The organism is Scytonema sp. PRP1 (assembly GCF_036697665.2).
Classification (GTDB): domain Bacteria; phylum Cyanobacteriota; class Cyanobacteriia; order Cyanobacteriales; family Nostocaceae; genus Kalymmatonema; species Kalymmatonema gypsitolerans.
In genome coordinates this window covers 1-14697 of the sequence record NZ_JBAHYJ020000066.1, presented here as the reverse complement: position 1 = coordinate 14697, position 14697 = coordinate 1, and the positions used below count along the sequence as shown (strand labels likewise).

Below are 14697 nucleotides of genomic sequence, written 5' to 3'. Positions count from 1 at the left end.
CAAGTTAACTTGAGTATGAGCATAGCTCAGTTTAATGTCAAGTTAGTCAAAAAGCAAAATTAAAGAGCAAAATCAACTTTTTGACTAATGTAATTGATAATCTGTTGTATCGTCAAAAGTGGCTCTATAACTTGATTAGAAATTTCAATTTTAAAGGCTTCTTCCAGAGCCATAACTAGTTCTACCATGTCTAAAGAATCTGCTCCTAAGTCAGTAGCAAAATTTGCTACTGGAGTGACTTTTTCTGGCTCTATTTCTAATTTCTCTGCAACAATAGATCGTACTTTTTCAAAAACTTTCAGCTTTTTTAACTTTTCCAACTGAATCCCCATTTTAATTTCTTCTATTAACTTAGCTATCTCCTGCAATCCCATAATAATATGCTGGTAGTGCTGAGTATCCTCGTTGTTAAGGAGACCGCCTTGACGATTTTTCAGCCAATTTTTACAAATCTGATAACTTACAGTGTGGAAATTCCAAATCTCCAACTGTAAATCCTCAACATACTGGTTTTTATCGCTCCAAATGAGTACTTCATCTGCACTTTGCTCTGTCTTGTTGTAATTAAGTAGTTTTACCGAATTATTTTCTGTAGAACAAGTAGTGATTGTCTGCGGAATTTGCTTTTCCATAGTTTTTTTTATACAAAAAAATATACAAAATTGACGAAAAAGCTAGAAGTCTAACTCAATTTAGTTGATAGCTCGTAGTTCCTGCGGATAAGAAAGCTGTGTATTGTGACTGAGATACGGTCAATTTACAGTTCAACAGATGGTATGCAAAATTCGACTCAGTAACTGTAGCAACAGTTGCTGAGATGAATGGATAAAAAAGTGATTGCCAGGAAGCATCTCGGTTGTAAATGCAGCATGGGTATGTTTTCTCCAAGCTTTGAGGGAGCCATTATTCACTGTCGAATCTTCCAGACCACCGAAGGTGGTAATGGGACAGTTTAGTGGTGGCTGAGGAACATATTCATAAGTTTCTACTAAGGCAAAATCTGCTCTCAGCGTAGGCAGTAACAACTCCATAAATTTGGTATTTTGTAGTACTGCTTCAGGCATACCATTATAGTGGCGCAACCCATCAATGAAGGCATTATCATTTAAAGCATGAATGGAAGCAACCGGACTGGGAATCTCGGGAGCTCGGCGACCAGAAATAAACAGGTGCCTCGGATTCATACCATACTGCTTCCGCAGGAGAACAACCAGCTCAAAGCTGAGAAGTGCACCCATGGTATGACCAAAGCAGGCAAAGGGTTTGTCTAGGTAGGGTATAACAGCAGCAGCGATCGCCTCCACTAGCGACTGCAACTGAGTAAAAGCTGTTTCCATCCAACGCGAACCATGTCCAGGTAGCTCAATCGGACAAACCTCTACCGTTGTCGGTAAATTCATAGCCCACGAGCCAAACACTCTAGCGTTTGCACCAGCATAAGGAAGGCAAAAAAGGCGCAGCTTTGCTCTAGAATTGGGCTCGGGACAAGTAACCCAACTACAAGACGAAAGGTTAGTTGACATAATTCGATATCGGCGATGAGATCAAAGCTAGTAGATGAAATAATGCACTAAACTAGATTTTCATCTCAGGTTGCATCAATAATTCGCGGTTTGATGATTCTTCTTTCAGAAACCCTCCTCCAAACACTAGGTGCTCATAATCCAGCGTTTTTTCCAAAAACTGCGTTCGGCAGGTTTGACGCTGAATTTTGCCACTAGAGGTTTTGGGAAGGCTGCCAGTTTTGAGCAGCACTGTAGCGTAAGGCTCCAGCTCATGCTCAGCTTTCAATGCTTGACAAATATTTCCCACGACTTCATCAACATCCAACTTATGGAGATAGCTTCGCTCAATTTCCTGAACGACGACTAACCGCTCTTGACTCTGAACCTCAACTGCAAAAGCTGCTCCACAACCAGCTCGCAGTGCTGGGTGACTCTGTTCAACCGTCAGTTCAATATCTTGGGGATAATAATTACTACCCCGAATGATAATCACATCCTTAATGCGCCCCGTTACAAATAGCTCGCCATTTTTGAGGAAACCTAAATCTCCAGTGCGTAGGAATGGACCGGAACCTGTGTCTTTAAGGTAGGCATGAAAGGTCTTCTCTGTCTCCTCAGGGTACCTCCAGTAGCCACCAGCTACACTTGCGCTTGATACCCAAATCTCACCCACTTCAGAGGGTGCACAACAGGTCAACTCTTTAGGGTTAACGATTACAATCTTAGCATCAATCTCAGAATATCCGCATCCAACAAGTGTATATGCTTTCTCCTGAGATTCAGTTGCCTCAATCACCTGATTCTGCTCTAATGCTTCTGCGTCAACTTTGTAGAATGTTGGCAAATCTCCTTTTCGTACAGTAGTCACTTTAAGGGTTGCTTCAGCCAAGCCATAGCCTGGGCAAAAGCTAGTCATTTTAAAACCGCATGGTTCAAAGGTTTGAGCAAACTGTCGGAGAACATCTGCTCTAACTGGCTCAGATCCATTGACAGCCACGCCCCAGTTACTGAGATCTAAAGTAGCTCGTTGCTCTGGAGCCACCTTACGTACGCAGAGGTCGTACGCGAAGTTGGGAGCACAACTGTGAGTTGCCCGCACGCGTGACATCGCTTTCAGCCATAAATACGGACGCTTTATAAAGGATAGAGGTGACATCATGTGGACTGGAAACCCTTTATACAGGGGTTGAAGCACGCCGTAGATGAGTCCCATGTCATGAAAAGTCGGCAACCATGTCACCATAACACTCTCTGAGTTATGCTCCCATCTACAGTCAATGTCTGCTGAAGTAGACAGCAAATTCTTATGGCTGACCATGACTCCTTTTGGTTTTCCGGTAGAGCCAGAGGTGTACTGGAGAAATGCTAAGGTATCACTGCTTGCTGTTGAGCCTTGCCAAGCCGATGACCGCTCGTCTGCAATTGTACAAGTAGCTACCCAATTTAATTTCGCCAAATTAGGATTTTCGGTAATTTGACGTTTTATGGTGTCTATAAAGGATTCTGTGGAGAGCGCAATTGATGCTGATGCATCAACTACGATTGCCTGCAGTCTTGATACTGAGCGATTCGGACGCGGGGGGTTTACTGGAATAGCTATAACGCCGGCATAGAGACACCCAAAGAAAGCACTGACAAATTCTAGACCAGGTGGATACACCAGTAAAGCCCGCTCGTTAGTAGCGCCTAAAGATTGCAAGTATGCAGCGAGCGCTCGGGCTTGCCTGTCCAACTCCTGATATGTCAGTCGGGCAGTTTCTTTATCCCCATCGCCCAAAAAAGTATATGCAGTCTGCTCAGGTTGGTGCTGCGCTCTGTAGATCAAGATGTCTACCAAAGACAGCATATCACGCGATTGTTCAAGCGAATATTTGAAACCAAAAGTCATTTGTTTGAAGTTCTGTTTTGTGATAAAGATAAGGTGTGTTTCAGCGACTAACCCGGACATACTAAAGCCAAACGCTACTCCTAAAAAGTGTTTAAGAACAGCTTAAGGTGTACAAATGTACTTCAAGTTTGTCTTCTAATGAATGTGGCAATAGGTAAATGAAGATTGTTCCGGGAATTTTTTGGGCATCTTCATGTATAGGCTGACTGCTACAGTTGTTACAAAAAGAATTTATTTGCCTCAATTACTTTGCAGTTGCTAAAACAGAAAACAGATGTTTGGCTAGGCTCTGAATCGTTGGATAGTCATAAACTAGCGTTGGAGCTAGTTGACAACCTAACCAATCTTCTAGGTCAGCTAACATACCTACAGTGGTTGAAGAATCCAATCCATAACGGTCAAATGGAACAGTAATATCCACTTTCTTTGAGCCAACCTGTAACTGTGTAGCTACATAAGTTCTCAACCAGTTCTGAATCTCTTCTAAAGAATAAATTTTAGAATCGTTAGCTAAGGTTGCAGAGGTATTTTGATGAAGTTCCATCTTCTGACATACTCCTATTTACACATTAAGGAAAATCGATGCAGCGCAAATTCTCTTAGTTGATTTTTGGATGATCTCCATGTAGAGCGCACGTAAGTTCCTGAATTCAGGAAGATAAGTTCTACCAGCTACTACAGAACCTGCAAAAGTTTTTCTGCACACTTTATGCACACATAGTTGTGATTTACGATAGACACGCAAAACTTACCTATGCAAGTTGAAAAATCTTTGAGCTACTTAAGTCTTACAAGCAAGATTTTATATTCTTGCTTTTTCAAACTTGTCTTGAATGTTTATTCAGCTTTCAATTGAATCGAACGATAAATTAGATGCGTAACTTTTTCAGCTTATGATCCCATCAGTAGGTGTTTGATTTTTCATTTTTATTTTACTACAAAATTGCCATCAATGACATGAAAGTTTAAGTAAAAAACAAAAAATTAATTTCACTTGTATATTAATGATTGAAATATTTTTATTTTATATTCTTACAATCTTCTACCTGAAAATTGTAAGAATATATTATTTAAAATAATTATTAATGCAAATTATATTCATACAAATCAGCTAAAATACAAAAAATATTGAGATAAATATATTCAATTGATGGATAGTCGTATTTAATATCAAAACTGTCAAGCTTCTTAGTATTATTTTAAATATTTTAGTATATTTTTTATATTCCTTATATATTTAAATTTTCTATAGCAATACGGTTCAGTTAAGAATAATTGTAGGTTGGGTTGAGCGTAAGCGAAACCCAACAAATGCCTAATGATGTTGGGTTTCGTGCCTCAAACGCCAGTCGCCTGCGGCAGGGTTACCCTCCTGGAGCTTACGCTCCCCAACCTACGTTAGTTTAGAGTTTTTAGCTTTAACTGAACCGTATTGTCTTATATAGATATTGCTCTGAGTTATTATGTATCTATGCTTTTTACCACTTTTTCTGTTTCGGAATCCTGAATAGGGTTGATAATGGGCCAATCAGTACTTCGCTTGTCCTAAATCTGGGGTAGGCTGGAAAGCCTACCCCACAATCTTGTCAATTTACAAAGCGCAGATGCTCCCCAGGCACTTTTGCAAACTGAAAATAAAAACTGCTCCTCAAGCTTTTCTACATTACAAAAAAGCCATCCTTAACCATTTCTTCCAAACTGTTATTAAAAGCAGTACAAACCTTTTCTAAGTCTTCTTGAGTATGAGCAGCATTGAGCAACAATGTATGTAATTCCGGCATATAGACGCCATGCTTACGCATATAATAGGCTAGAGATAAGTTAGCCTTATAGTTACTACCAGCCTGCTTATCTCGTAAAAAATTCATGTCTTTAGAACTGAATGACATCGAGAAAATGGACCGATTTGCTTTGATTTTAAATTGAACATTATGGTGCTGAGCAATTTTTAGAAATTCTTGAGCTAACCAGTTTGTTTGCTGCTCCAAACGTGTGTAAATTTCTGGATGCTCTTTAAGATAAGTCAAAGCAGCTAAACCTGCAGTACAGCTCAGAGAGTTACCGCTCATCGTTCCACCAATAAATGCTTTGCTTTCATAGTCGATAAATGGATCTCCTGAACTTTTCGCAATGTTCAGCAATTCCTGCCTGCCCACAATAGCCCCGCATGGAAGTCCTCCTCCAATAATTTTACCTAAACAAGTTAAATCAGGAGTAATGCCTAGCACATTTTGAATTCCTCCGTAAGCAACTCGAAAACCTGTAACTACCTCATCAAAAACCAAGGGAATATTCAAATCTGTGCATAGATCCCGAAGCTCCGTCAAAAACGTTTTATATTCCATAGCCAGCAATAAAGGCATTGGTTCACAAATCACAGCTGCAATCTGATCTTTTGCCTCAAGAAGGTGTTGCAAGCTAGCAGGATGCCCGTATTGCAAAACAAGTGTCTCTTTAACAACGCCTTTATGGCAGCCTTCAGTTCCAGCTATAGGCTCCGGTCGGTCTTTAGGACCAGTAAAACGAAACCATGAACTTACCATACCTTGGTCAGAAAATCCGTGGTACTGCCCCTCAAACTTAGCCACTACATCGCGTTTTCGATAAGCTCTGCACAACCTTATAGCATGAAGGACTGCTTCTGTACCAGAGTTGGAAAATATGGCTTTCTTTGCACCTGGGAAGGCATCTACAAGTATTTCTGCTAATTGCACTTCTGGTAAATTACCAATAGCATTAACACTTCCCATGAGCACCGCTTCACTTAATGCAGTAGTAACAGCAGGATGGGCATAACCTAGAATATGAGGACCATAGCCACAGGCGAGGTCTACATAAACGTTACCGTCAACGTCTTCAATTTTGCTTCCCACAGCTTTCTTGATGAAGAGGGGATAAGTACTTGGGAAAAAATACCGATTGAGGTGAGTAGGGGCAACAAGAAAGTTGTCAGCACGGTCACGTAGTTCAAGTGAAGAAGGAATAGCTTGAGAAAAATACCTATCGAACTCTGTCTTAACTTCTAAGTTCATATAGGGAGAAAATCTGTCATTAAACTTACGTGCATTAGCCCAAATGTCTATAGTAGGATCGAGTTGATTTAAAAACCCTTCGAGTGAAAAGTAAACCAGGTCAACTTTTGTGAAATTCGTAGTAGCTTGTGCACTATATTTTTTGAGAACATTAATAACATCTTTGAAGAAAGAGATGGTTGACCATCGATTATTGGAAACATCAAGATGGAACTTCAAGACAGGCAAAAGATCTTGTTGATAACATGCCCATTCTTTGAGGATATTGCCCTTATCAGTTACAAAGTGCTTTGTAAAGCGGTTAATAGCGATATCCCACTCTTTACGGATACACGCATAGAAAAATGAAGATAAGCCCCATTTTTCATCTTCGCTTAATTGAACAGTTATCCCGAAGTCAAGTAGGATTATTTTGCCATCTTTACTGAACAATATGTTTCCGGGGTGAGGGTCTCCATGACAAAGACCATCAAAGTAAAGCATGGAATAAATGGTCTCTTGTAATCGCCGTGCTAGCTGAGAGGGAGGTAGTTCAACCTGATGAGCATTCTTTCCTTTAATCCCTTCCATAAACTCCATCACTATCATATTAGAGGTACATAGCTCTGGAATTAATGCTGGGATACGTACATATGGGTGATTCTTGAAGTTAGTGTATATAGTCAATTGATTTTCTGCTTCTTGTTTCAAGTCAGTTTGAACAATCAATAAAGCGTACAATTGCTCGAATTTTGTAGGAAGGTTTAGGTATCTAACAGATGGATTGAGGCGGTGTATCGCTAATACGAGGAACCTAACTAGCTTCAAATTTTGTTCAAGTCGCTCCTGAACATTCTCCTTGACAATTTTGACTGCTACTTTTTGCCCAGTCTTTAAAACTGCTTCGTGAACCTGAGCAATTGATGCACTAGCAATAGGCTGAAAATAAAATTCTTCAAAAATTTCTTCAGTTGGTTTGACAAGTTCTTTTTTTAAGACCTGCCGTATATATTTTTCACTTGTAGGGGGAGCATTGTCCTGAAGATTGCGTAACTGCAAAGATAGCTCATCGTCAATCAGATCGGAGCGAGTTGCTAAAATTTGACCCATTTTGATATACAAAGGTCCCATTCTGAGCAGGTACTTATAAATCCATTTTGCACGAAGAGTCTGACGTTGCTCTTTATTCTTGCCAATTGAACTCAGCAAATAACCAAAGGAGTAACCAATAGTTAGGACAAAAAAGCTTAAGAAACGGAAAAATATCATTGTCTAAGTCTCCCATACTTGAACTTTTTACATGACTTCTAAGATTTTTTTTGGAGCGTGAGTAGTCAAGAAGTCAGGAAAAGGTATTCTTACTGAATACTCTAGCAGAAAATAATTTAGAGTGGAAGAGGTAATTTATAAAAAAGTCATATGACTCACATCTACCATCAAAATTACTTGATTTTCTTTGAGTAGTAAAACCACGTTCACTTTGAAAACCGTAGTTTTTCTCATCCTTGAAATAGGGAAAAAGTTTGATGTTGGCGTAGGTGTAAACATAGACTCCATAAAAAGAAACCTTGGTTCTTCCAGGGGAATTGGAACTAATCCAAAAACGTTCACTTTTAATTGGCCCTGACTTGTCACGTCATGTGGAAAAGTCCACAAAAAATCTAACTTTCAAACCCAAAATTCTTGCGTCTCTCTCCTTATAGGAGAGAGATTTAGAGAGAGGTTTTCTAGATACCGTGAAAAGTAAGACCTTTAATTGGCCCTGACTTTTCACGTCATGTGGAAAAGTCCACAAAAAATCTAACTTTCAAACCCAAAATTCTTGCGTCTCTCTCCTATAAGGAGAGAGATTTAGAGAGAGGTTTTCTAGATACCGTGAAAAGTAAGTTAATTGCCCAACCGTAACCCAATACGGTTCAGTTAGAGCTAAAAACAGAAAAGGGTGTAGGTTGGGGAGCCAGCGCCCTTTGGAGGGTAACCCAAAGGCAGGCGACTGGCGTTTGAGGGACGAAACCCAACCGTACAAGGCATTTGTTGGGTTTCGCTAATGCGCTCTACCCAACCTACAATTCTTCTTAACTGAACGGTATTGAACCGTAACCTTCATCGCTATCAAGATGAAGGTGGGCTTCCTCGATTGGAACAAAAAAAACAGCCAGCCTTTTTTAGCAACTCGATTAGCCTGTTCGTTGACAGACCAACCATGAAGACTGGCTAATTTTTCCAGTCTTTCTCTCGTAGGATATGTATGGATTTGATGGTGGCAAATTAATCAAAGGGCGTAAACTTGACGGAAAGGATAAAGCATCACTGCAATGCAACAGCTAAAGATGCACGAGTTAAACTCAGCAGTCTTTATCCAACTGCCTACCTGTCATAATCTCTGTGGCGGATTACTAGGTGTGGAATGTAGAACATAATTAAGTAGCCTGCTAACAAATAAGCATCGACCTTAACTTTTCACGAATTATGCAATGGTAAAGTCCAGTAATTGGGCGATGGCATTTTATCTGTAGTCTGGAAACCGGGAGGTGCATCAATCAACTGTGGCAATCGGTTGACAAGGCTAGCACAGGTAATCTCTGGTGTACCGGGTTGGCGAATAGTGAGCGTGGTATTCGGTTCGCCAATTAGAGTACATTCATAAATGTCAATATCACTATGCGTATAGACCTTTCCCATCAAATGACTTTCAATGATTGGCCCTTCCTCAGTTTCAGTGGTCACAACGGCTTCCATTCCTGTCACATCACCCACTGGAATATCAATGCCCGCGCTGGTCACATGGATAATCTCTGTATTTGTGGTAGGTAAAAGCTCCTGGTTTTGAGTGCGAATGCTCCATCCTAAACGGGAGCACAACCACTCGTTGACATACCAATTCACGAAAGGTTCTTTACTGGTTGCGATTGTTTGCTTGAAAGCATCCACACTGAGACCCACACCATTTAGGTCAAGCGCAAAGCTGCCATATTGAGCTATGTTGTAGCGCGTAAGAATTTGAATGCGATCAATGCGGTGAGAAGCAGCAGCCACACTGGTAATCAAATGCCCTCCGAAGACATCTTGATAACCAGAACCTGTAATTGTACAGTTATGCTTTTTTGCGAGAGTATCCAATTTTTCACTAAGGTCACGGGAGGTAGTCCAAGGGTAGAACGCCTCTTCGCCAAGCGTAATAGCATTGACACCATGTTGTGCCGCCATTTCTAGAGAATCGTAGATTTCTGTTAGCAAGCTGCGTGTGCAGATTATACAGACATTGGCATTCGCTTTCTGAAACACCTGCTCCGCCTTATCAGGATGGTATATGGGTATCCCCAAGAACCTCTTCAGTGTCGAGATTTCTCCAGCATCTTTACCAACGCGAGAGGCATTGCGATCAATTGCACCCACAAGTTCAACGCCCTTCTCCTGCAAGTATCTAATGATTATCTGACCCATCTGACCACAACCCCATACTATTGCTCTAATCTTATGCTCTTTCATGACAAACCCTAATCATTTCTGATAAGTAAACGTAAATATTATGACACGGGATTGCTGATATGTTGTTAATTTTAAGGCTTTGCAAAAGAATCTGACAGCTGCCTTTTATCACGGCTTGCGCTCAACATAAAGTCAATTTTGTTGCCTTATCAATCGACGGTCTAAAGGGTAAAAATATAAATCAGTACGGTTCACTTAAGGCGGGATCATGTCACCTTTTTGGGTGAGGTTAACAGTCAATAATCCATTCAGATAAGCGCAACGGTGAGCCAAAACTTGAGGCACATTCTCCTTGTTGCGAGGGCTGAAACCTTCATTTTTCCGTCAATTTCCAAAAGTTTGTGATCTACTGACAGTAAAAAAAGTGGGATTGGTATAACTGGAAAAATGGCGTTGCTGAATGAGAGTATGAATTATGTGAGCAAACATTCACACATAGCTTTGACACCATCTACTACCAACGCCGATTAACGCTAAACCAAGTCCACACACTTGTACAATTTCATGTGAAAGGCAGTTGTCTGCGGGGCTTAAGCTGCATTACCCAATTGACTTATGAAACTGTCGTCAGCTTGGTCAAGGCAGTTAGCCAAAAGGCTCAGATTTGACGAGACTTGAGTGCCTGTTGAGATGCTATGAATATAGCTTCTAGATGGAGATCACTTAATCCACTGTTGGCAGAGTTTTTAATGGCCAAAAACAGTTGCTCTGGCGTCAAGTTTTTGATGCAACTTGCTATTTCACTAATCTCTGCATCCAATATCTCGTTGGAAATCGTAGCAGAATTTACTGTATCGCTTGATACGTGTGCGGATTCGTTATATACGTTTTTGACAGTAGTTGCAATCTCCTTATCTTCAATCGCGGTACAAGGCAGCGGATCTTTCGATAATAGTGAACACATTTCTGACCCTGCCTTTTTTCCAGTCAAATCCTTCATTGCAGAGGTAATATTTAAAGCTTTATCATATCGCGTTGTTTCTATAGATGTGCAAACATTACACTTTGTAGTATTTGGAGACACTTCAACACTGGCTAGCTCGTCAGGCTTTAACTTTGCAGTTTTCTTATATTCGCAGACAATTGCCTTGACCTTAGTGTAGCTAATGTTCTCGCCTAAACTTGCGCGTTTTAGGACTTCTGTTCTAGCCTGTTTAGGTGTAGAGGGAGCAGCGATGAGGTAGAGAGCTGAAGCGGTGATGTTCAAATTCGTAAATTTTACGAATTTGAACTGTTCTCCAACTTGCATGAATTTTGTTGCAGTTGATACACTCCAATTAAATTCAGATTTGAGCCAATTTATAAAACTTCCATGTCCCAGATGCTGCTTGACTTCAATTAACTTCTGTCCAATATCGATAATATCTTGAGAAGTACGACGCATTAAAGCCTTGATTTCGTTAGCGTGCTGTTGAACAACGATTCGCGTTTCGGCATCTAGAACACTATATTCAAAGTTTAGAGTTTGCTGAGTTGACACATGTTCTAACTGTGTAGATGGTAAAACACTTTGGTTCATGTGATATTTACTCCGTTTTTCAATTGTGATAGTAAGCACTCTGGAAACTGGAGCTTAGTTAGTCATGAATTTATAGTAAAGCCACCTGATTTGGATAAAGTTAGGACTTACGCATTGATAAAATTTTGATTGTGTGGATTATACCATAGTAGACAGAAATCACCTCAACAAAGTCGGGGTTTTGAACTAGTGAGGATATAAGCCCTCCTTCTACTTCTTATATAAATGTAAGTGAAATCAACTTATGCATCTGCGGAAGATGGAACGTGGATTGTAGATAGCTGAAAAATTTTGCCGCCGCAGTGCAATTGATCTGCAGATACAGACAATGCTTCCCTGACGATCGCCTACGGCGGGCACTCCGTGCCATCGCGCACGTTATTCATAATGCAGTCTTTTTGTACAGTGCGTAAGTCCTAAAAGTTATAAGACTGCAGTAGACACAGCCAAAGGATCGACGACCAAAAGCTTTACCCTCCGTTTCTATACTTAATAAGTGTAAGTGAAATCAACCTATGCAGTTATTTGATAAATATTATTAGTTTGGCGTTGCTGAATCAAAATATGAATCATGCGATCGCCTCAACGTTGCGGGCGCGTAGCGCCCGCACCGACACAGAGCCATATTTGAGATAATGTATTACCAATCGAATGGATAGTTTAAGCATTTCTTCGGACTTAGAGTAACAAAAAGTTTTACGGTGTAAGCGAGCGAGGTAATGTTGAAAACGACTATTTTCACCTTCGACCCGTGTCATATATGTTTTACTTACGAGGTGATCACCCGAATCAATAAAACATGGATAAACTGCGAAGCCTCGTGTAACATAAAAATTGCATAGCGAGCGCTCTAATTCATATTTCTATTCTGCAACGCCCAAAAATTACTCAACTGGTCGTGGCGAGGAGTCCTCCACCAAGAGAAAACTACTGCATTCTATCGATTGTGCGGTACTGAATGGCTTCAGCAACGTGGTTGGTTTTCAGGTCATTATCCCCCGCCAAATCTGCAATGGTTCGTGCCACCTTAAGAATGCGATCGCTTGCCCTTGCCGACAAACCCAATTTTCTAATTGCCCCTTCTAATAAATTGCGACTGCTATCATCTAGCTTGCACCATTTTTGAAGATGACGGCTCTGCATTTGGGCATTGCAAGATAGATTTTGTTCATTTTTAAATCTGCATGATGCGCGAGCGCGTGCCTGTTGTACCCGTTCCCTGACAGTTGCTGATGATTCTCCTGTAGGTTGTTGGGTAATCTCCTCTGGTTTGAGGCGATTCACTGCAACTTGCAAATCAATTCTATCCATCAAAGGTCCCGAAAGCTTTGCCCAATATTGCTCTCTCTGCCTTGGCGAACAAGTACATTGCGCTATCGTGTCTCCGTAGTAGCCGCAAGCACAGGGATTGGTACTTGCAACCAAAGTAAATTGAGCAGGAAACATGACAGATTGTTTCGTTCTGGAAATCGTCACGTAGCCATCTTCCAAAGGCTGACGCAGGAATTCTAAAACATCTCTTTTAAATTCTGTTAACTCATCTAGGAAAAGTATACCTTTATGTGATAAAGAAATTTCACCTGGACGCGGAAAGCTACCACCGCCGACAAGAGAAGGACCAGATGCTGAGTGGTGGGGACTGCGAAAAGGGCGATCGCGCACCAATGATCCTCTATTCTTTAATAACCCAGCGACCGAGTGGATACGAGTGACTTCCAAAGCTTCTGAGAATGACAATGCAGGTAAAATACCAGGCAAACGTCGTGCCAGCATAGTTTTGCCACTTCCAGGCGGTCCTACAAATATTAAGTTATGTCCACCAGCCGCTGCAATTTCTAAGGCACGACGAGCATGAGCCTGTCCTTTCACATCCTGCAAATCTGCTGTTTGTAGAAACCCATCATGGCGCGTCTCTACAGTATTATCCAACTGCACAGGCTTGTAACGCTCTGGATGATTCAAAAAATCAGCTACATCAGACAAATTTTTGAAACCATAAACAGCCAATCCTTGCACCACAGCAGCTTCTTGTGCGTTATCAGCAGGAACCACTAAACCTACAATTCCCATCTTTTCGGCAGTAGCAGCGATAGGTAGGACACCTACAACTGGGCGCAAACTGCCATCAAGAGACACCTCACCCAAGAAAAGATAATCTCCCAACAAATGAGCGCTGACTTGCTCAGAAGCCGCCAAAATTCCCACGCTAATGGGTAAATCAAAACATGGACCTTCCTTGCGTAAATCGGCAGGTGTCAAATTTATGACAATCTTTCGCATAGGAAAGGCAAAACCAGCATTCTTCAGGGTTGCCTTAACCCTTTCCCGTGCTTCCTGAACTGCTGCATCCGGAAGTCCCAAGACGACAATTCCCGGCAAACCTCCCGACACATCTACTTCAACGCCCACTTTTACAGCGTCGATGCCGACAATTGACGCGCTCCAAACTCTGGCAAGCATGTACGAAATATTTCATCAAGAACACTAAACCTATAGAATCTCTAGCAGATGAACAGGTAAATTGGCATGAGTGAAACCACAGAGACAATTTTCAGCAAAATCATTCGTCGGGAAATTCCAGCTGACATAGTCTATGAAGATGATTTAGCGCTGGCATTTAAAGACGTCAACCCCCAAGCTCCCGTTCACATCCTCGTGATTCCTAAAAAACCCATACCCAGACTAGCTGATGCCGAATCTGAGGATGATGCCCTGCTTGGGCATCTTTTATTAACAGTCAAGCGAGTTGCCGAACAAGCTGGACTCACAAACGGCTATCGCCTTGTCATCAACACTGGTCCTGATGCTGGTCAAACCGTTTACCACTTGCATTTGCATATCCTAGGTGGACGGCAGATGACATGGCCCCCTGGTTGATCAAGAAATAAGCAGCATAAGGCTCGTAGGGTTGCGTGGGCGTCAGCGTAACGCACCCTATCTTCATGTTCTACAAACAACCTGTGGTATTGATAAGCAAATCAAATAGCTTAGATAAGAAATACTTAATTAAAATATCTTTACAAATCTCAATAATGCCTTTAATGTAATAAACAGGTAGGCAAAAAGACCTACACAGAACATAAAAAACAAAGCACTTATAAAACCATGACCACAACCTTACAGCGTCGCGAAAGCGCCAACGTATGGGGTCGGTTCTGCGAGTGGATCACCAGCACCGAAAACCGCTTATACATCGGTTGGTTCGGCGTCCTCATGATCCCCACCCTGCTTGCAGCAACCACCTGCTTCATCATCGCCTTCGTAGCAGCACCTCCCGTTGACATC

9 protein-coding genes and 2 pseudogenes are annotated in these 14697 nt (G+C 41.3%); 2 read left to right on the top strand and 9 right to left on the bottom strand.

Going from position 1 to position 14697, the window contains the following annotated elements:
• Positions 1-59: 59 nt before the first annotated feature.
• The 9 genes and pseudogenes from acpP to V5G28_RS13255 all read right to left on the bottom strand — a co-directional run bounded on the left by acpP (position 60) and on the right by V5G28_RS13255 (position 13872).
• Positions 60-332: an acyl carrier protein gene (gene acpP / locus V5G28_RS13295; RefSeq protein WP_332987400.1), complete on the bottom strand. Its 273-nt coding sequence runs from the start codon at positions 330-332 to the stop codon at positions 60-62.
• A gap of 432 nt (positions 333-764) precedes the next feature.
• Positions 765-1523, bottom strand: a complete 759-nt coding sequence (locus V5G28_RS13290; protein WP_332987375.1) for a thioesterase II family protein — start codon at positions 1521-1523, stop codon at positions 765-767.
• A 52-nt stretch (positions 1524-1575) separates the two neighbouring features.
• Positions 1576-3393, bottom strand: coding sequence for a fatty acyl-AMP ligase (locus tag V5G28_RS13285; RefSeq protein ID WP_332987374.1), 1818 nt, complete (start codon positions 3391-3393; stop codon positions 1576-1578).
• Positions 3394-3637: 244 nt separating this feature from the next.
• Positions 3638-3937, bottom strand: a complete 300-nt coding sequence (locus tag V5G28_RS13280) for an acyl carrier protein (protein WP_332987373.1) — start codon at positions 3935-3937, stop codon at positions 3638-3640.
• Between the two features lie 1114 nt (positions 3938-5051).
• Positions 5052-7673 carry an aminotransferase class III-fold pyridoxal phosphate-dependent enzyme gene (locus tag V5G28_RS13275; RefSeq protein ID WP_332987372.1) on the bottom strand — a complete coding sequence of 874 codons (2622 nt, stop codon included), beginning with the start codon at positions 7671-7673 and terminating at the stop codon, positions 5052-5054.
• Between the two features lie 1191 nt (positions 7674-8864).
• The gene (locus tag V5G28_RS13270) at positions 8865-9893 is read right to left on the bottom strand and encodes an NAD(P)H-dependent amine dehydrogenase family protein (protein WP_332987371.1); all 1029 of its coding nucleotides are present in this window, start codon (positions 9891-9893) and stop codon (positions 8865-8867) included.
• 598 nt (positions 9894-10491) lie between these two features.
• Positions 10492-11412 (bottom strand): DUF3102 domain-containing protein, encoded by a 921-nt coding sequence (locus V5G28_RS13265; RefSeq protein ID WP_332987370.1) that lies wholly within the window; start codon positions 11410-11412, stop codon positions 10492-10494.
• A 569-nt stretch (positions 11413-11981) separates the two neighbouring features.
• Positions 11982-12251, bottom strand: a pseudogene (locus V5G28_RS13260) (IS1 family transposase); the annotation flags it as partial.
• Positions 12252-12339: 88 nt separating this feature from the next.
• Complete coding sequence (locus V5G28_RS13255; RefSeq protein WP_332987369.1) at positions 12340-13872, bottom strand: YifB family Mg chelatase-like AAA ATPase; 1533 nt, start codon at positions 13870-13872, stop codon at positions 12340-12342.
• A 66-nt stretch (positions 13873-13938) separates the two neighbouring features.
• On the opposite strand from V5G28_RS13255, the gene V5G28_RS13250 reads away from it, so the two are divergent.
• Positions 13939-14289 (top strand): histidine triad nucleotide-binding protein, encoded by a 351-nt coding sequence (locus tag V5G28_RS13250; protein WP_332987368.1) that lies wholly within the window; start codon positions 13939-13941, stop codon positions 14287-14289.
• Positions 14290-14517: 228 nt separating this feature from the next.
• Positions 14518-14697 (top strand): annotated as a pseudogene (locus tag V5G28_RS13245) (photosystem II q(b) protein); the annotation flags it as partial.